Origin of the sequence: Pseudomonas folii (assembly GCF_014357575.1) — a bacterium.
In the GTDB taxonomy this organism is placed as follows: domain Bacteria; phylum Pseudomonadota; class Gammaproteobacteria; order Pseudomonadales; family Pseudomonadaceae; genus Aquipseudomonas; species Aquipseudomonas folii.
The window spans coordinates 1-18,858 of the sequence record NZ_JACONW010000112.1 but is presented as its reverse complement, the minus strand read 5'-3'; the positions used below and the strand labels follow the sequence as shown (position 1 = coordinate 18,858).

16 protein-coding genes are annotated in these 18,858 nt (G+C 59.2%); 6 read left to right on the top strand and 10 right to left on the bottom strand.

Going from position 1 to position 18,858, the window contains the following annotated elements:
• Positions 1 to 221 precede the first annotated feature (221 nt).
• The 4 genes from H8S59_RS19795 to glcD are packed head-to-tail and all read right to left on the bottom strand — an operon-like array spanning position 222 to position 4,468.
• Positions 222 to 629 carry a heme-binding protein gene (locus tag H8S59_RS19795; RefSeq protein WP_187522536.1) on the bottom strand — a complete coding sequence of 136 codons (408 nt, stop codon included), beginning with the start codon at positions 627 to 629 and terminating at the stop codon, positions 222 to 224.
• 34 nt (positions 630 to 663) lie between these two features.
• Complete coding sequence (gene glcF / locus H8S59_RS19790; RefSeq protein WP_187522535.1) at positions 664 to 1,890, bottom strand: glycolate oxidase subunit GlcF; 1,227 nt, start codon at positions 1,888 to 1,890, stop codon at positions 664 to 666.
• A 2-nt stretch (positions 1,891 to 1,892) separates the two neighbouring features.
• On the bottom strand, positions 1,893 to 2,969 hold the full coding sequence (gene glcE / locus H8S59_RS19785) for a glycolate oxidase subunit GlcE (RefSeq protein WP_187522534.1): 1,077 nt from the start codon (positions 2,967 to 2,969) through the stop codon (positions 1,893 to 1,895).
• A complete protein-coding gene (gene glcD, locus H8S59_RS19780; RefSeq protein WP_187522533.1) occupies positions 2,969 to 4,468 on the bottom strand; it encodes a glycolate oxidase subunit GlcD in 1,500 nt (499 codons plus the stop codon). Before glcD ends, glcE begins: the two co-directional genes overlap by 1 nt.
• Before the next feature lie 279 nt (positions 4,469 to 4,747).
• Here glcD and maiA point away from each other — a divergent pair, with 279 nt between their 5' ends.
• Positions 4,748 to 5,386: a maleylacetoacetate isomerase gene (gene maiA, locus H8S59_RS19775; RefSeq protein ID WP_187522537.1), complete on the top strand. Its 639-nt coding sequence runs from the start codon at positions 4,748 to 4,750 to the stop codon at positions 5,384 to 5,386.
• 143 nt (positions 5,387 to 5,529) lie between these two features.
• Complete coding sequence (gene hppD / locus H8S59_RS19770; RefSeq protein ID WP_187522532.1) at positions 5,530 to 6,606, top strand: 4-hydroxyphenylpyruvate dioxygenase; 1,077 nt, start codon at positions 5,530 to 5,532, stop codon at positions 6,604 to 6,606.
• Positions 6,607 to 7,148: 542 nt separating this feature from the next.
• Here hppD and H8S59_RS19765 read toward each other — a convergent pair.
• Positions 7,149 to 7,943 (bottom strand): IclR family transcriptional regulator, encoded by a 795-nt coding sequence (locus tag H8S59_RS19765; RefSeq protein ID WP_187522531.1) that lies wholly within the window; start codon positions 7,941 to 7,943, stop codon positions 7,149 to 7,151.
• 300 nt (positions 7,944 to 8,243) lie between these two features.
• Between H8S59_RS19765 and hmgA the strand changes: the two genes are divergently transcribed.
• Together hmgA and fahA are read left to right on the top strand one after the other, a co-directional pair.
• On the top strand, positions 8,244 to 9,551 hold the full coding sequence (gene hmgA / locus H8S59_RS19760) for a homogentisate 1,2-dioxygenase (RefSeq protein ID WP_187522530.1): 1,308 nt from the start codon (positions 8,244 to 8,246) through the stop codon (positions 9,549 to 9,551).
• Positions 9,548 to 10,846: a fumarylacetoacetase gene (gene fahA / locus H8S59_RS19755; RefSeq protein WP_187522529.1), complete on the top strand. Its 1,299-nt coding sequence runs from the start codon at positions 9,548 to 9,550 to the stop codon at positions 10,844 to 10,846. Before hmgA ends, fahA begins: the two co-directional genes overlap by 4 nt.
• A gap of 100 nt (positions 10,847 to 10,946) precedes the next feature.
• On the opposite strand, the gene H8S59_RS19750 is transcribed toward fahA, so the two are convergent.
• The 4 genes from H8S59_RS19750 to H8S59_RS19735 all read right to left on the bottom strand — a co-directional run bounded on the left by H8S59_RS19750 (position 10,947) and on the right by H8S59_RS19735 (position 16,118).
• Positions 10,947 to 12,404, bottom strand: coding sequence for a D-aminoacylase (locus H8S59_RS19750; RefSeq protein WP_187522528.1), 1,458 nt, complete (start codon positions 12,402 to 12,404; stop codon positions 10,947 to 10,949).
• A gap of 3 nt (positions 12,405 to 12,407) precedes the next feature.
• Positions 12,408 to 13,268, bottom strand: a complete 861-nt coding sequence (locus H8S59_RS19745) for a MurR/RpiR family transcriptional regulator (RefSeq protein ID WP_095102486.1) — start codon at positions 13,266 to 13,268, stop codon at positions 12,408 to 12,410.
• On the bottom strand, positions 13,269 to 14,618 hold the full coding sequence (locus H8S59_RS19740; RefSeq protein ID WP_187522527.1) for a GntT/GntP/DsdX family permease: 1,350 nt from the start codon (positions 14,616 to 14,618) through the stop codon (positions 13,269 to 13,271).
• Positions 14,619 to 15,134: 516 nt separating this feature from the next.
• Positions 15,135 to 16,118, bottom strand: a complete 984-nt coding sequence (locus tag H8S59_RS19735) for a GlxA family transcriptional regulator (protein WP_187522526.1) — start codon at positions 16,116 to 16,118, stop codon at positions 15,135 to 15,137.
• A 108-nt stretch (positions 16,119 to 16,226) separates the two neighbouring features.
• On the opposite strand from H8S59_RS19735, the gene H8S59_RS19730 reads away from it, so the two are divergent.
• A complete protein-coding gene (locus H8S59_RS19730) occupies positions 16,227 to 16,904 on the top strand; it encodes a DJ-1/PfpI family protein (protein WP_187522525.1) in 678 nt (225 codons plus the stop codon).
• Here H8S59_RS19730 and H8S59_RS19725 read toward each other — a convergent pair.
• The gene (locus H8S59_RS19725; RefSeq protein ID WP_187522524.1) at positions 16,901 to 17,524 is read right to left on the bottom strand and encodes a TetR/AcrR family transcriptional regulator; all 624 of its coding nucleotides are present in this window, start codon (positions 17,522 to 17,524) and stop codon (positions 16,901 to 16,903) included. The genes H8S59_RS19730 and H8S59_RS19725 overlap by 4 nt on opposite strands.
• Before the next feature lie 185 nt (positions 17,525 to 17,709).
• Here H8S59_RS19725 and H8S59_RS19720 point away from each other — a divergent pair, with 185 nt between their 5' ends.
• Positions 17,710 to 18,792 carry an MBL fold metallo-hydrolase gene (locus tag H8S59_RS19720; protein ID WP_187522523.1) on the top strand — a complete coding sequence of 361 codons (1,083 nt, stop codon included), beginning with the start codon at positions 17,710 to 17,712 and terminating at the stop codon, positions 18,790 to 18,792.
• Positions 18,793 to 18,858: the final 66 nt, after the last annotated feature.

The following is an 18,858-nucleotide window of genomic DNA, read 5'->3' as shown; positions in this document are numbered from 1 at the left end:
CGCCTTCATCGCGGTCAAGCTCTGACCACAGGACACATTGGCGACGTGGGACCGGCTTCAGCCGGGAAAGCTGCCTGTCAGACGCCACACATCCAGCGATTGTCCCTGCCTCTTCCCGGCTAAAGCCGGTCCCACGTCGTCACATTAGCTTGCAGCCCAACATGGAATTACCCACAGACCGCTCGCCCGCCATAGCCGATGATGCAGCGCGTCTCCTGAACTTACCCCGCACTCACCGCCGCAACACCCGCTTTTGCCACTTGCGCGTCCTGCGCCGCCTGAACACCTGACACGCCAACTGCGCCAACCACCTCGCCATCGACAATCACTGGTACGCCGCCTTCCAGCGAGGTCAGCAATGGCGCCGAAAGGAACGCGGTGCGTCCGCCGTTAACCGACTCTTCGTAGCTTTTCGATTCCCGACGGCCTAACGCGGCGGTACGAGCTTTTTCGATGCCGATGTAGCTGCTGATGGGCGAAGCGCCGTCGAGACGTTCGAAGCCCAGCAAATGGCCGCCGTCATCAACCACGGCGATGGACACCGGCCAGTTGTTGCTGATGGCTTCCTGGCGAGCTGCGGCTAGAATCTGGATCACTTCGGTCTGGGTCAACACAGCTTTGGTTTTCATCGAATACTCCATGAGTTGTTGTTAAGGGATGCTGTTAAACAATGGGCTGCAAAGCATCGTCAAGCAGTTCGATCCAGTGCCGCACCGGGGTTCGACCTGCTCCGGACAGATGGGTCTGGCAACCGATGTTCGCCGTGGCGATCACGTCCGGTTTGCCGCTTTCCAGCGCGTTCATTTTGTTGTCGCGCAACTGGCGGGACAGCACCGGTTGCGTGATCGAGTAAGTCCCTGCCGAGCCGCAGCATAAATGGCTGTCGGGCACGGCGGTCAGGTTGAAGCCCAGCCGCAACAATACACTTTCCACTGCACCGCCGAGTTTCTGCGCGTGCTGCAAGGTGCAGGGGCAATGAAACGCCAGGCGCAAATCGCTGCGAATGCCGAGGGTTTCCAGCGGCGCCTCGCGCAGCACTTCCACCAAGTCCTTGGCTAAGCCGCTGACCCGTTCCGCCTTGGCGGCATACTTCGGGTCGCCACTGAGCAGGTGCCCGTAATCCTTGACGAAAGCGCCACAGCCGCTGGCGGTCTGAACGATGGCCAGCGCACCGTTTTCGATGGCTGGCCACCACGCGTCAATGTTGCGCCGGGCGCGATCCAGTCCAGCGGCCTGAGCATCCAGATGGTAGTCCAGCGCGCCGCAGCAACCGGCCTCAACGATGGGCGTGACGCTGATCCCCAGGCGATCCAGCACCCGCGCCGTGGCGGCGTTGGTATTGGGTGACAAAGCGGGTTGCACGCAGCCTTCAAGCATCAGTACTTTGCGCGCGTGCCGTACGGCTGGGCGGGCTTTGGGTTGAGCGATGTGGGTCGGCAGTTTTACTTTCAAGCTGTCCGGCAACAGGGGCCGGAATGTCGTGCCCAGTTGCGTCAGCGATTTGAATAATCCAGCATTGGGCAGCACATGGCGCAGGCCTTCACGCAGAGCCCGCTGTCCCAGTGAGCGAGGCACGGCGGCGTCCACCACGGCGCGGCCGATGTCCAGCAGGTTGTGATAATCGACACCGGAAGGGCAGGTGGTTTCGCAGTTGCGGCACGATAGACAACGGTCCAGATGGAGCTGGGTTTTTTCGGTGACTTCGTTGCCTTCCAGCACCTGCTTGATCAGATAGATACGCCCGCGAGGGCCGTCCAGCTCATCACCGAGCAATTGATAGGTCGGGCAGGTCGCGTTGCAGAATCCGCAGTGCACACAACTGCGCAGAATGCTTTCGGCTTCTTCGGCACGGGGCAAACTTCGGGCCTGGTTGCTCAGGGTGGTCTGCATGGTCAGATCTCCGCGTACATCCGCCCCGGATTGAATATTCCGTGGGGATCGAGTTGGGCCTTGAGCTGGCGGTGGTAGCGCATCAACGGTGCGGGCAGCGGCTGGAACGGGCTGTCTTGCAAGCCATGGCTGTAGCAGGTGGCATGGCCGCCAGCGGCGCTGACCGTGGCGCGAATGACTGCGCCGTCGGCATCGGACTTCAGCCAGCGTTGGGCTCCAGCCCAATCGATCAATTGCTCGCCGGGCACATCCAATACGCCGGTATTGTTGGGCAGTGATACGCGCCACAACGGTAAACCACTGGTGAAAAAATCCAGTTGATGCTCGTTCAGTTCCTGCCAATAACCGGGGTCGATACGTTCGCCGCCAAGCCGTTCATGGGCGGCCGCCACCGAGCCTTCTCCGCCTTCCAGACGCAGGCGTAGAATGCCGTTTTCAAAACTGGCAGCGCTGATGGGCAATGGCTGCTGGCCCCATTCGGCAAGGCGTGCCAAGGCGCGAGCACTGTCCATTTCCAGCGCGATGCTGCTGCATAAACGCGGCTTGGGCAGGACCTTCAGAGAGACTTCGGTGAGGACACCCAGACAACCAAAGCTTCCTGCCATCAAACGTGAAAGGTCGTAACCGGCGACGTTCTTCATGACTTCGCCGCCTAAGCGCAAATGTTTGCCCAGGCCGGTGATCACCCGCGTGCCCAGCACAAAATCCCGGACGGAGCCGGCCCAGGGGCGGCGTGGCCCGGACAGCCCGGACGCGACCATGCCACCCACCGTCGCTTCGCCAAAATGCGGTGGCTCACAGGGAAGCATCTGCCCGGCGGCATCCAGCGCCGCACACAGTTCCTGCAGCGGCGTTCCGGCACGGGCGGTGATCACCAGCTCAGTCGGGTCGTAGCTGACGATGCCGCGGTGTGCGCGTGTATCGAGTATTTCCCCGGCCACCTCGCGGCCGAGAAATGCTTTGCTGTTGCCACCCTGGATTCGCAGCGGCGTCGCCGTCTGCAAAGCTTGATTGACCTGCTCCAGCAGCGCGGCGCTGGCGTCGTTGTCCGGGTGATGACCAAGCGAATCGGCAATCATCAGAAACGCTCCAGTTCAGGGAAGGGCAGCTTGCCCATGTGCACATGCATCGCGCCGAATTCCGCGCAGCGGTGCAGGGTCGGGATGTTCTTGCCGGGGTTGAGCATGCCGCCGGGATCGAACGCGGCTTTAACGGCATGAAACAAGGTCAGCTCGTCGCTGTTGAATTGGGCGCACATCTGATTGATCTTCTCGCGGCCCACCCCATGCTCGCCGGTGATGCTGCCGCCGACTTTTACACAGAGCTCGAGAATCTTGCCGCCCAGTGCCTCGGCACGCTCCAGTTCGCCGGGCTGATTGGCATCAAACAGGATCAACGGATGCATGTTGCCGTCACCGGCATGGAATACGTTGGCAACCCGCAGGCCGTATTCCTCGGACAAGGCCGCAATGCCTTGCAGCACGCCGGGCAATTCCCGGCGCGGTATGGTGCCGTCCATGCAGTAATAATCCGGCGACAGTCGGCCGACTGCCGGAAAGGCATTCTTGCGACCGGCCCAGAAACGCACGCGTTCGGCTTCATCTTTGGCCTGGCGCAGCTCCGTCGCACCAGCCCTGGTCAGCACCTCGCGAACCCGTTCGCAGTCGTCATGAACATCGGCTTCAACGCCGTCCAGTTCACAGAGCAGAATGGCTTCGGCATCGACCGGATAACCGGCGTGAATGAAGTCTTCAGCAGCGCGAATTGCCAGGTTGTCCATCATCTCCAGACCGCCGGGGATGATCCCTGCCGCAATAATGTCAGCCACGGCGCGCCCGGCTTTTTCCACGGAATCGAATGCCGCCAGCAGCACTTTCGCCACCTGTGGTTTGGGCAGCAGTTTGACCGTGACTTCGGTAATGATGCCGAGCATGCCTTCCGAGCCAGTGAACAGGGCCAGCAGATCAAAGCCCGGGGAGTCCAGCGCCTCGGAGCCAAGGGTCAGGTGTTCACCTTCGACGGTGAGTATTTCCACCTTGAGCAGGTTGTGCACGGTCAGGCCGTACTTCAGGCAGTGCACACCGCCCGCGTTTTCCGCGACATTGCCGCCGATAGAGCAGGCGATTTGCGAAGACGGGTCGGGCGCGTAATACAGCTCGTAAGGCGCGGCCGCCTGGGAAATCGCCAGATTACGCACGCCGGGCTGTACCCGGGCGAGACGTGCGGCGGGATCAATTTCGAGGATTTTATTAAAGCGCGCCATGACCAGCAGCAGTCCCTTTTCCAGCGGCAGCGCGCCACCAGACAAACCCGTACCCGCGCCGCGAGCTACCACTGGAACGTGGTGTTGGTGACAGATTTTCAGCAGGGTTTGTACTTCTTCAAGGTGCCGGGGCAGGGCCACCAGCATGGGCGTGGTGCGATACGCCGATAACCCGTCGCACTCGTACGGGCGCAGTTCTTCCGGGCGATGGAGGATGTCCAGGTCCGGCAACTGGCGTTGCAACTCAGCCAGCAATTGTTGCTTGTCGACAACCGGCAGCACGCCATCGACGCGTTCGTCGTAGAGGATGTTCATGATCCGTCGTGACCCTGTGTTGTTTTTATAGGGCAGTCTTGGGGCATCAGGCAGCTTGCATCATTAAGGGTTTCGGGCGGATCTGTCCATGTTTTCGACTCGGCCTTTAGTCTGAGGCGCGATTGACAGCTTGATCGTAATCGCGCAATTTACGCATAACGTAAATCGTTTACGTTATTTTCCAAGGGCTTTGGCGGGATGTGAATACGCGAGCCTCCTCCCGGCTAAAGCGGAACGCCGCCCGGCCGGTCCCACAGAATAATAAAAATGACTCAACCACTGGATCTGTTCACCTATTACCGTTCGACATCCAGTTACCGGGTGCGCATTGCGCTGGCGTTGAAAGGTCTGGATTACACCGCGATCCCGGTCAACCTGATTCGTGACGGTGGTGAACATCTCAAACCTGAATATCGGACTATAAATCCGCAGGGCCGTGTGCCCGCTTTGCGCATCGACGGTGGTCACGTCATCACTCAATCCACAGCGATCATCGAATTCCTCGAAGAGCGTTTTCCCGAGCGTCCGCTGTTGTCTTCAAATAGAGAGCTGCGTGCCCGGCAGCGTGCGGTTGCGTCGCTGATCGCCTGCGACATCCATCCGCTGCACAACGTCTCGGTACAGAATCACCTGCGAGGGCTCGGTCATAGCGAGGGTGAGGTCCATCAGTGGATCGGTCATTGGGTCGGCGAAGGTTTTGCGGCGGTGGAGCAGATGATCGACGACCAGGGCTACTGCTTTGAGAGGGAACGCCCAAGCGTCGCCGATGTTTATCTGCTGCCGCAAATTTACGCAGCCCGCCGTTTCAACGTCGATTTGACGCCGTACCCACGCATCCTGCGGGTTGAAAAGCTTGCACTGGACCATTGGGCATTTCAGGCGGCGCATCCCGATGCGCAACCGGACAAGCCGGAGTAGTCTGTCCCTTATGAAAATTCTTGGCCTGCAATTGATCTTTGGTGATTTCCTGGCACGCAGCGTGCGCGGCATCCCCTGTGCGCCGCCCGCTGGAAAGGGACGTTGAAGAAACGCTAATCCACTTTCCAGCAAGGAGCCAGACCATGGCTGATTTATATGAAAACCCAATGGGCCTGATGGGCTTTGAGTTCATCGAGTTCGCTTCGCCGACGCCCAATACCCTTGAGCCTGTGTTTCAGATTATGGGCTTTACCAAGGTGGCGGTGCATCGCTCCAAGGATGTGGTGCTGTATCGCCAGGGCGATATCAACATCATCCTCAACAACGAACCCAACAGCCCGGCATCGTACTTTGCCGCCGAGCATGGGCCGTCGGTGTGCGGCATGGCTTTCCGCGTCAAGGATTCCCACGTCGCCTACCAGCGGGCACTTGATCTCGGCGCCCAGCCCGTGGAAATCGCCACCGGGCCGATGGAGCTGCGCCTTCCAGCCATCAAAGGCATTGGCGGTGCGCCGCTGTACCTGATCGACCGCTTTGGCGAAGGCACTTCGATTTATGACATCGACTTCAACTTCATCGAAGGCGTAGATCGTCACCCCGTGGGCGCAGGCCTGAAGTTTATCGATCACCTGACCCATAACGTCTATCGCGGGCGCATGGCTTACTGGGCGAACTTTTACGAAAAACTATTCAACTTCCGCGAGATTCGCTACTTCGACATCAAGGGCGAATACACCGGCCTGACCTCCAAGGCCATGACTGCGCCGGACGGCATGATCCGCATTCCGTTGAACGAGGAGTCGTCCAAAGGGGCAGGGCAGATCGAAGAGTTTCTGATGAAGTTCAATGGGGAGGGCATCCAGCACGTGGCGTTCTTCACCGACGACCTGATCAAGAGCTGGGACGCGCTGAAAGCCATCGGCATGCGCTTCATGACCGCGCCGCCGGAAACCTACTACGAAATGCTCGAAGGCCGCTTGCCCGACCACGGCGAGCCGGAGGCCGAACTGAAAAGCCGCGGCATTTTGCTGGATGGTTCTTCTGATGGGGGCGAGCGGCGTTTATTGCTGCAGATCTTCTCGGAAACCCTGATGGGGCCAGTGTTCTTCGAATTCATCCAGCGCAAGGGCGATGACGGGTTCGGCGAGGGCAACTTCAAGGCGCTGTTCGAGTCGATTGAGCGCGACCAGATCAAGCGCGGGGTTTTGGCGGTGGAGTAGGGCTGGAAAGTGTTTTAACTGTGGATTCGAGGCTTGACTGAGATTGGGTTAACACACCATCGCGGGCAAGCCTCGCTCCCACAAGTAGAACGTATTTACACCCTTCTTGAGTTGAAAATACGGCCTGTGGGTTCGGGGCTTGACTGGGATTGGGTTAACACACCATCGCGGGCAAGCCTCGCTCCCACAAGTAGAACGCATTTACACCCTTCTTGAGTTGAAAATACGGCCTGTGGATTCGAGGCTTGACTGAGATTGGGTTAACACACCATCGCGGGCAAGCCTCGCTCCCACAAGTAGAACGCATTTACCCCCTTCTTGAGTTGAAAATACGGCCTGTGGGTTCGGGGCTTGACTGAGATTGGGTTAACACACCATCGCGGGCAAGCCTCGCTCCCACAAGTAGAACGTATTTACACCCTTCTTGAGTTGAAAATACGGCCCTGTGGGAGCAGAGCTTGCTCGCGATGATTTGCGAACCCAATCCAAGGCAACCACTGCTTTCCCAGTTAAAACCCATTCCAGATAACGCCCTGCATCCATCACTGGAACAATGAAACATCCCCACCCATCCGCGAGCTGATCACCCGCGCCGTCGCCCGCAGCCGCTGTGCTGCTTTAGCCTGGCGTTCGTCGGTAAACACTGACGCCGATCCCACCATGGTGATCACCCCGGCGAGCTTGTTGCCAACGCTGAAGAGCGGTGAGGACACCGCATTGACTCCCGCCATCAACAACCCGCGAATCTGATGCACACCGTTGCTGCGGATATCGCTGAGGTGTTGCTCAATCTCACGCAATTGCGCAGCGTTTAAATGAACCGACTCCTGATCTCGCAGCTCAGCGGTTTCGCTGTTCGTGAGGAAGCTGTCGAACACCAGTCCTGTAGAGGAACCGAGTAGGGGCAGCACCGAGCCGACCTGAGTCACCAGGGTCACCGCACCACTTGAAGGTTCGACATAAACGACTGTCGGGCCCTTATTACCCCACACCGCCAGAAAGCAGGTTTCATTTAGCTCGTCGCGCAACACCGCCAAATGCGGTGCGGCGATTTTCAGCACATCCAGGTGACCCACCGCAGCCAGGCCCACATACAGCGCCTCACGGCCCAGTGCGTAGTGGTTGGTAACCGCATCCTGCTCGGCGAAACCACTGGCAATCAGCGCCTGCAGATAGCGATGCACTTTGCTGGCGGGCATGGCCACGTGTTCAGCCAGCTTCGACAGTGAAGTGGAGGGTGCCAGTTCGGCCAGCGCCTTGAGGATGCCCATGCCGACTTCTGCGGCCTGAACCTTTTGCTGACGCCCGCCTGCGGGGCTTTCGGTGTCTGTGGTCATTACGCTCATTTCAAAGTGGGACGAGCTACGCCGGTCTGAGAAGGCTGCTTTATAGCTTGACCGGCTTTCAAACTCAAATTACGTTATGCGTAATCGTTTTCTGTTAAGTGTAATTTTTTGCCCGTGCTGCCCCTGAAAATAATGCAATTTGCGGAATTGAAATGCATTCCCCGTAGGAGCTGCCGAAGGCTGCGAAACATTTATCCTGACACACCGTCATCGCAACCTTCGGCAGCTCCTACAGGTCATTCGGTGTCATGGACACAGCGCAATAACTTATAAAAACAAAAAGAGGTTCCGATGTTTACTCATCAGTCTCCCGAGCCGCTGGTTTATCAATCGGGCTTCGGTAATCAGTTCAGCAGTGAAGCGCTGCCTGGGGCCTTGCCGTTGGGGCAGAACTCACCGCAGAAGCACGCTTTGGGTCTGTACGCTGAATTGCTGTCAGGCACCGCGTTTACCGTACCCCGTGCAGAAGCCCGACGAACCTGGCTTTATCGCATCAAACCCTCTGCTGCCCATCCCCATTATCAGCGGCTGGATCGACAGATCATCGGCCAGCAAATGGGGCCGGTTACGCCTAATCGTCTGCGTTGGAATGCTTTTGACTTACCGTCCGAACCGACGGACTTCATCGATGGCCTGCAGGTCATGGCCAGCACCCACGCCGCCGATCAGACTGAGGGCGTGACGCTCTACAACTATGTCGCCACGGCCTCGATGCAGCGAGCTTTTTTCAACGCCGACGGTGAATGGCTGATCGTCCCGCAACTGGGCCGTTTACGCCTTGTCACTGAACTGGGCCTGCTCGATATCGAACCGCAAGAAATCGCCGTGTTGCCCCGTGGCATGCGCTTCAGCGTGCAGTTGCTGGATGCGGCGGCCCGAGGTTACGTGTGTGAAAACCACGGTTGCGCGTTGCGCCTGCCTGAGCTGGGGCCGATTGGCAGTAACGGGCTGGCCAACCCTCGGGATTTTCTCGCGCCCATCGCCTGGTTCGAAGAGCGCGATGAGCCGGTAACCCTGGTGCAGAAATTCCTCGGCGAACTGTGGAGCACGCAGCTCGATCACTCACCCTTCGACGTGGTGGGGTGGCATGGCAACAACGTGCCTTACAAGTACGATCTGCGCCGTTTCAACACCATTGGCACCGTCAGTTACGATCATCCTGACCCATCGATTTTCACCGTGCTGACTTCTCCGGGCGCCGTGCATGGCCAGGCCAATATCGATTTCGTGATCTTCCCGCCGCGCTGGATGGTGGCCGAAAACACCTTCCGGCCGCCATGGTTTCACCGCAACTTGATGAATGAATTCATGGGCCTGATCGAAGGTGCATACGATGCCAAGGCCGAGGGCTTCATGCCCGGCGGCGCATCGCTGCACAACTGCATGAGCGCCCACGGCCCGGATAACGCCACGGCTGAAAAAGCCACGGCTGCGCAATTACAGCCACACAAGATCGATAACACCATGGCCTTCATGTTCGAGACCGGCAAAGTCTTGCGCCCGAGCCTGCATGCCCTGCAATGCCCGCACCTGCAAACCGATTACGACGCCTGCTGGACCGGCATGGCGAAGACCTTCACTAAGGGAATGCCGAGATGAATACGCCTGCACACAGCCGCAGTTGGGTGACTTCCGCCAACGGCCATGCTGATTTTCCATTGCAGAACCTGCCGCTGGGCGTTTTCAGTCGGGGCGATTCTGCCAGGCGTGGTGGCGTAGCGATCGGGGATTCTATTTTCGATCTGCAAGCGGCCCTGGCAGCGGGCTTTTTCAATGGCGCTGCGCGTGGGGCTGCCGAGGCTGCCAGTCGCGATCAGTTGAATGATTTTTTTGCCCTCGGTGCTCATGGCCGTCGAGCGTTGCGCAGTGAATTGCTGCATCTGCTGGACGAACACAGCCCACAGCGGGCGCGTCTGCAAGCGTCCAGCAAGTTGCTGCTGCATCCCATGAGCGAATGTCAGTTGCACATGCCTGCTCGTGTTGGCGATTACACCGATTTCTATGTCGGCATTCATCACGCGATGAACGTCGGCAAGCTGTTCCGTCCCGACAATCCGCTGCTGCCCAACTATAAATACGTACCGATTGCCTACCATGGCCGCGCTTCGACGCTGTGTGTGTCCGGCAGCCCGGTCAAACGTCCCGATGGCCAGACGCTTCCGCCCGATCAGGACGTCCCCCAGTTCGGCCCATGTAAACGACTGGATTACGAACTGGAAATGGGCGTCTGGGTTGGCCCAGGCAACCCAGACGGCGAGCCCATCGGGATCGCCGATGCGCAGCAGCATATCGCGGGGTTGTGCCTGCTCAACGACTGGTCGGCCCGCGATCTGCAAGCCTGGGAATACCAGCCACTGGGACCCTTTTTGTCGAAGAGCTTTGCCACGACCCTTTCTCCCTGGGTGGTCACGGCCGAAGCGCTGGCGCCGTTCCGCTGTCCGCAACCGGCGCGGCCCGAGGGTGACCCGCAGCCGTTGCCGTACCTGCTGGATGAAGCCGATCAGCAGGGTGGTGCGCTGGATATCGAACTGGAGGTGCTTTTGTTGACCCGGCAGATGAAAGCCCAGGGTTTACCGGCTCAGGTTCTGGCTCGCAGCAACACCTTGAACATGTACTGGACCGTGGCGCAGATGCTCACCCACCACAGCGTCAATGGCTGCAAACTGCAACCCGGCGACCTGTTCGGCACCGGCACCTTGTCTGGCCCGCAGCCGGGGCAATTTGGCAGCCTGCTGGAAATGACCGAGGGCGGTAAGCACACCGTCGAGTTACCGAGTGGTGAAGTGCGGCGTTTTCTCGAAGATGGAGATGAGGTGATCCTGCGCGCCCGTTGTCAGCGTGAAGGGCAGGTGTCGATCGGGTTTGGCGAGTGCCGGGGTGTGGTGGTGGGTTAGTTCTGGTTTGGAGTGGGTTTTAACTGTCAGTGTTTGTGCTTGCCTTAGATTGGGTTACCAAATCTAAGGCAAGCACAATTCTTACAGCTAGACCCCATTCCTATAGAAACCCCTCGATAAGCGACCCACTCCTCGGCAAAAACCTTCCTTGCCGCTCACCCTGCGCCTTGCCGTCTGCGTAACTCAATTGCCCATTGACCCACACCCCGTCGATGCCTTCGGCGGCGCGTTGCGGGTCTTTGAAGTCGGCGACGTCGCGCACGGTTTCAGGATTGAACAACACCAGGTCCGCCCAGTAGCCTTCGCGAATAAGGCCGCGTTCATGCAAGGCAAAGCGCGCTGCCGATAGTCCGGTCATCTTGTGCACGGCGGTATGCAGCGGGAACAGCCCCAGATCGCGGCTGAAATGCCCGAGCACACGGGGAAACGCTCCCCATAGACGTGGATGCGGAAACGGATCTTCCGGCAGTCCGTCAGAACCGATCATCGACAGCGGATGACTCATGATCCGTTCGACATCCTGCTCATCCATGCCGTAATACACCGCACCTGCCGGTTGCAGCTTGCGGGCGGTATCCAGCAGCGACAGTTGCCAGTCGGCGGCGATGTCTTTCAGGTCGCGGCTGCTCTGATCCGGGTGCGGTGTTGACCAGGTAATAGTGATGCGAAACGCGTCAGTTACCTGCTTGAGGTCCAGTGTCGACGAACTGGCGGCGTAGGGATAACAGTCGCAGCCCACCGGATGAGTCTGAGCGGCCTTTTCCAGCGAGGCGAGTAACTGCGGGCTGCGTCCCCAGTTACCGGCGCCTGCGCATTTCATGTGGGAGATAACCACCGGCGATTTGGCGTGGCGGCCGATGTCGAAGGCCTCATCCATGGCGTCCAGCACCGGCTCGAACTCGCTGCGCAAGTGAGTGGTGTACACCGCACCGAACGCGGTCAATTCTTCGGCCAGTTGCTTGACCTCGGTGGTCTCTGCGGAGAACGCGGAAGCGTAAGCCAGCCCGGTAGACAAACCCAGCGCACCGGCTTCAAGGCTGTCGCGCAGCTGTTCGCGCATGGCGCTGATTTCTTCCGGGCTGGCGGTGCGCTGCAGATCGTCCATGTGATTACTACGCAGCGCGGTATGGCCGATCAGTGCGGCGACATTGACTGCAGGACGCGCCTCGTCCACGGCATTGCGATAGTCGCTGAAACGGGGGTAAACGAATGCGGCGGCGCTGCCGAGCAGGTTCATCGGATCAGGTGGATCCCCGGCCAGGGAAACCGGTGAGGCGCTGATTCCGCAATTGCCGACAATCACTGTCGTGACCCCCTGGCTGATCTTGGGCAGCATTGCGGGATGGCGAATCACTACCGTGTCGTCGTGGGTGTGCACATCGATAAAGCCTGGCGCCAGGACGCGGCCTGCGGCATTGATTTCTTCTTTTGCCTTCGCGCCTTCCAAGGGGCCGACACGCAGGATGCGGCCCTCGTAAATTGCCACGTCGGCGCGGAAACCGGGGCTATCGCTGCCATCGATCACTAGCGCGTCGCGAATGATCAGGTCATAAAGCATGGTTCAGTCTCCAAGCGGCAAGCCGTCTTCACCGCCGCGATAGTCATCGAGGGCCAGCTTGATCCGCCGCAGTCGCTCCTGATTTTCTTCAGGGGCGAGCAGGGCCAGTTCGGTGGCGAGCACATCGATGGTCAGCAGCATGCCGTAGCGGGCGGCGGTGGGTTTGTAGATGAAATTGGTTTCGGCAATCTGCAACGGCAACACCACATCGGCGATTTGCCCCAATGGTGAGTCGGGCAGGGTGATGGCCAGGATTTTAGTGCCATAGCTGCTGGCCAGTTTCACAGCGTCCAGCAGCTCCGGCGTCCGACCGCTGAGCGAACAGGTAATCAGGCTGTGTTCCGGCCCAAGCGTTGCGGCGATCAGGCGCATCATCACCGGATCACGGCTGGCGGCGATGGGATAACCCAGACGCACCAGTCGGGTCTGCAATTCTTCGCTGCACAGGCTAGAACAGCCGCCCATGCCAAACGCATGAATCATCCGCGCCTTGCTGACCAGTGCGACGGCGGCGGCAAAGCGCGACTCGTCAAACCCGGCCAGTTGCTGACGCAGCGTGGATTCAATATCGCCGACGATCTGCGTGAAAAACGCCGACTGCTCTGGCGCTTGCTCGGGCTTGAGAAAGCGGCTGCCGACGCCACTGGCCTGAGCCAGTTGCAGGCGCAGGTCGCGCAGGTCCCGGCAGCCGATGCTGCGAGCAAAACGCGAGAGGGTGGCACTGCTGACTTCGGCCCGTCTGGCCAGCTCGTCGAGGCTGGCGCTGGCGGCAAACGCCATGTCACTGAGGATCAGTCTGGCAATCCGGCTTTCTCCCGCGCTGAGTGAGTCCTGACGCGCGCGGATCTGGTAAAGAATATCCACTCAGAGCACCTGAGCCAGGCCGAGCGTCAGGGCGAACGCGACAATGGAAATCAACGTCTCCAGCACCGTCCAGGTTTTGAAGGTTTGTGCCACGGTCATGTTGAAGTACTCCTTGATAAGCCAGAAACCACCGTCGTTGACGTGGGAAAAGATCACCGAACCTGCGCCTGTTGCCAGCACCAGCAACTCCGGATGGGGATAGCCAAGACCGAGCGCCACGGGGGCAACGATACCCGAAGCCGTGGTCATGGCCACCGTCGCTGAACCCGTAGCAACCCTCATCAATGCGGCGAACAGCCAGCCCATGAGCAGCGGCGAGAGATGAAACTCTTGAGCCAGACCAACAATTTCATTGGTGACGCCGCTGTCGATCAGAATCCGGTTCAAGCCACCACCGGCACCCACCAGCAGCGTGATGCTCGCCGTCGGCGCCAGACATTCATTGGTGAACTTCAGAATCGAGTCGCGGTTGAAGCCTTGGGCGATACCCAGTGTCCAGAAGCTTAGCAAGGTGGCCAGCAGCAGGGCGATCACCGAGTTGCCGATGAACAGCAGGAAACTGTTGAAGGCACTGCCCGGCGTGCTGATCAGGTTGGCCCAGCCGCCCAACAGCATGAGCACCACGGGTAACAGAATCGTGGCCATAGTCAGGCCAAAGCCTGGCAGTTGCTGACGCGGTTCGCGGTCCAGAAACTGCTTGCCCAGTGGGTTCTCGGCGGGCAACTGGATACGCGGCACGATGAACTTTGCGTACAGGGGACCGGCAATGATCGCGGTAGGAATGCCGATCAGAATGGCATAGAACAGGGTTTGCCCGACCGACGCCTGATAGGCCTGAACCGCCAGCATCGCCGCAGGGTGCGGCGGCACCAGCGCATGCACCACCGACAGACCGGCCACCATCGGCAGGCCGACCATGAGGATCGAAACACCAACCCGACGCGCCACGGTGAAAGCAATCGGTACCAGCAGCACGAAGCCGACTTCGAAGAACAGCGGCAGGCCCACAAGGAAGGCGATGCAGACCATGGCCCAGTGCGCATTGCGCTCGCCGAAGCGGTCAATCAAGGTCCGCGCCACCTGCTCTGCACCGCCGGATTCAGCCATCATTTTGCCGAGCATGGTGCCTAGTGCCACGACCAGAGCAATGTGCCCGAGGGTCTTGCCAACACCGGCTTCATACGACGCAACGACCCCCGTGGCAGGCATGCCGGCGACCAGAGCCAGGCCTACTGAAATCAGGGTGATGACAATGAACGGGTTGAGGCGATAACGGGCAATCAACACGATCAGGGCGATGATCGCGACGGCAGCGTAAGCCAACAGTGAAATACCAGCGGACGGCGGCATAGAGCGGTTCCTTGCAGAGAGAGGTGATCGAATGGCTCAGCACAGGCAGGATTAACCCGTCAGTGAAGAGGCGTTCCGGAAAAACTCGGCAGAGGTATCGCTAAAGGTTTGCACGCTGGAGCAGGGGTGGAGCAGCGGCGATCACAGGCAGTCATTATTGTTATCTCTGTTTTCGTGATGAAAATAAATTACACGAAATCAAAAAGATAAATCAATATATGAAAATAGTTTTCTTCGCGAGGCTGTGTTGTTGATGAGTTTGTGGGGATTCCATGTTTGCCCGCAAGCTGACGTGGGACCGGCTTTAGCCGGGAAGGCTGCATTCCTGACGATAGAAATGCTGCGCCTGTACCGGCCCTTTCCCGGCTAAAGCCGGTCCCACGACTGTTATTCCTTGGGGAGCAGAGCTTGCTCGCGATAAGGCTGGACGCGATCTGAAGTGAACCGCGTCCAGCCTTATCGCGGGCAAGCACCGCTCCCACAGGACCGCATTCCAAGCTGGAATCTTGAAATTCATCACCCGCTAAACCGCTCCCGATAAGCCATCGGCGTCACCCCAAGCCCGCGCAAGAAGCTACGGCGCATTGTCTCTTCACTGCCAAACCCACACCGCGCCGCAACGCGTTTGATAGGCAGTGTGCTGTCCGCCAATAACCGTCGGGCCGCTTCAACCCGCAGTTGTTCGATGGCCTTGGCCGGGGTGATGCCGGTTTGTGTGCGGTAGTGACGGACGAAACTGCGTTCGCTCATGCCCACCTTTGCAGCCAGAGCGGTAACACTGAGGTCGCTGGTCAGATTTTCGATGATCCAGCCATGCAGATCGGCAAAGCGTCCATCGTCCGTGACGCTGGCGTGTTGCATCGACAATGTGGCGCTGAACTGCGACTGGCCGCCCGGTCGCTTGAGGAACACCACCAGATCACGCGCCACGGCCAGTGCCATGGTGTGGCCCAGATCCTCCTCGACCAACGCCAAGGCCAGATCGATACCCGCCGTTACCCCTGCCGAGGTCCAGAACCCTTGGTCATTGATGAAGATCGGATCGGGATCGACCCGTAGCGCCGGGTATTGCCGGGCCAGCGCCTCGCAACTGTGCCAATGGGTCACAACGCGGCGGCCGTCGAGCAAGCCGGTCGCGGCCAACAGAAACGCGCCACTGCACACCGAGGCGACGCGTCTGGTGGCGCTGGCGCGTTGCTGCAGCCAGCGCACCAGTTCGGCATCGCCGACCGCTGCCTGTACGCCGCGCCCTCCAGCCACGATCAGAGTATCGCTGCGCTCACCGGGTAACGGCAAAGGCCACGTCAGCAAGCCCAATCCGGCTGAAGACTCTATTGCCTGATGCTGCGCGGCGATGACTTTCATCTGGTAGGGCGCCGGCAAGCCTTGCTGCTGAGCCTGTAAGTTGGCCGAGGCAAACACCTGCAACGGACCACAGACGTCGAGAATCTGAACATTGGGGAAGGCCAGGATATGCACGGTTCGGGATTGTGCGAGCATGAGCGCAGGTCTAATGAAGTTGGCGTGATTAGTGGGTTGTATGGCGTACCCGCCAGAGCCTAAGTGGCTAAAGTCACTGCGTCTACCCCAACCTCAAGCGGACTTCATATGACTCTGCACATCGGCTTGCTCATATTTCCAAAAGTGCAACAGCTGGACTTGACCGGCCCTTATGACGTATTTGCCTCGACGCCCGACGTGACTGTGCACCTGATCTGGAAAGACCTTGACGCGCTGCATTCCAGTACCGGCCTGCAATTCAAGCCCACTCAGACTTTCGCCGGTTGCCCGCCACTCGATGTGCTGTGCATTCCCGGCGGGCAGGGCATCGACCCCTTGCTGGAAGACGAACAAACCCTGGCGTTCATCCGCGAACAGGCCCGGACCGTGAAATACCTGACGTCGGTCTGCACCGGCGCTTTGGTACTGGGCGCAGCCGGGCTGTTGAAGGGCAGGCGGGCGACGACTCACTGGGCCTCGCATGAATTGCTGGAGAGTTTTGGCGCAATCGCGGTGCATGAGCGGGTGGTCCGCGATGGCAACCTGATGACCGGTGGCGGGGTGACCGCAGGAATTGATTTTGCTTTGACGCTGGTAGGCGAACTGTTTGGAGAAGTGCAGGCGCAGACCGTGCAGCTGCAGCTGGAGTACGCTCCAGCAGCGCCTTTCAATGCAGGTCATCCGTCAACTGCGCCCGCCGAAGTCCTGGCATTGGCCAGCGAGCGACTCCGGGAATCCATTGAGCAACGCCGCGCAATCGTGGCGCGAGTGCTGGCAAAGTCTTAGGTTTTTGCTACCGGTATTTCGTACCAGCCAAGAAACATGTCCAGCGTCGATTCAATGACATCGGCTTGTTGTTCTGCACTCAATACCGGCCTGTTGAAAGTCACTTGAGGCCAGAACGCAAAGCCCTTGAGCAGACCATGCATCTGGGTGGCGGCGAACGTCGGGTCGGCGGCCTTGAGTCGACCATCGGCCTGGGCGGCGCGGATCCAGGCGGCGAAGGTTTCTTCACGCTCATCCAGGCGTGCCAGCCAGACTTGTGCACGTTCGGGTGAATGAATCGTGGCCCCCAGCGCCACTCGCGCAAGGTCCAGGCAGTTGGTATCAGAGAGCGTCTGCATTTTGGCCTGCAACATAACGCGCAACTGATGACGCAGTGTCACACCCGGCCGATAGATTGAATCCCCATTCTCGCCAATGCGGCACCAGAGGCGCTGGAGAATTTCCGCGAACAGTTCTTCCTTGCTGGGGAAATGGTTGTAGACCGTGCGTTTGGAAACCTCGGCCCGTGCGGCAATGCGGTCCATGCTGGTCACTTCAAACCCGGTGTCGCGAAACTCGGCAATGGCGGCCAGCACGATAGCTTCGCGTTTTCGGTCGGTGAGTCGCAGGGGGGCAGTCATAGGTCTCGCTTCAAACAAGTGTTTTGATAAAAGTACACTCGGCAGTTTACTTGTCATCGCTGATGATGCAAGCTTAAAACTACACTGTGTAGTGTAAAAACAGGTTACACATTATTTGCCTTTTCCGCTATTGCAAAGCGGCGGCGATGATGAGCAGCGCGGCAAACTCCCGGAGTCAGCAGACCATGACCAAGATCACAGAACATTCGTCAGCTCAGCCTTTACCGACCCTGCAAAAGCACGAGGGCCGTTATCGCAACCCCGTGCCCATGAGTCGGATGGGCTTTTTCAAGACGCTGGGGATTTTCTGGAACATGGCTTTCAAGAAGCCCTCGGTCACCCGACCTTCGGGGGAAATTCCAGTGCAACCACTCTCGCGCCAACAGCTTCTGGCTGCGCCGGACTACACGGTCTACCGCTTGGGACACTCCACGGTCTTGCTGAAAATGCGCGGGGTTTTCTGGCTCACTGATCCGGTGTTCGCCGAGCGTGCATCGCCGGTGCAGTGGGCGGGGCCGCAGCGCTTCCACCAGCCGCCGATCAGCCTGGAAGAGCTGCCGCCGATCAAGGCAGTGATTCTGTCCCATAACCATTACGATCATCTCGACCATATGACGATCAGGGCACTGGAGGCTAAAACCGAGCACTTCCTGACGCCGCTGGGCGTGGGCGATACCTTGATGGAGTGGGGCGTGCCGACGCACAAGATTCAGCAACTGGACTGGTGGCAATCCACCGAAGTGCATGGCATGCAGTTTGTCGCAACGCCTTCCCAGCATTTCTCCGGCCGTACGCTGCTGGACGGCAATCGCAGCCTTTGGGCGTCATGGGTTATGCACGATGAGCATCAGCGGATTTTCTTCAGTGGCGATACCGGTTACTTCGACGGCTTCAAAACCATCGGTGAGCAATACGGGCCTTTCGACCTGACGTTGATGGAGACCGGTGCCTATAACGTCGACTGGCCTGACGTGCATATGCAGCCTGAAGAAACCCTGCAGGCGCACATTGACCTGCGCGGTCGCTGGTTGCTGCCGGTCCATAACGGCACCTTTGACCTGGCCATGCACGCCTGGCACGAACCTTTCGACCGCATTATCGCGCTGGCCTGGGAGAAAAATGTCTCAATCACCACGCCGCAAATGGGACAGCCGTTTTACGTGCAATTCCCATGTCGCGGTACTGCCTGGTGGCTGGGCATGGAAGGCGTGCGGGAAGTGCCGTCGGAAGCCATCCGCGGTTTTCAGTACGTGCGGCGCAATGCTTAATACCTGGCTGTGCAGTCGAACGCGCCGTCACTGAAAGCGCGCGTAGTCCTGTGGGGTCAAGGGCCT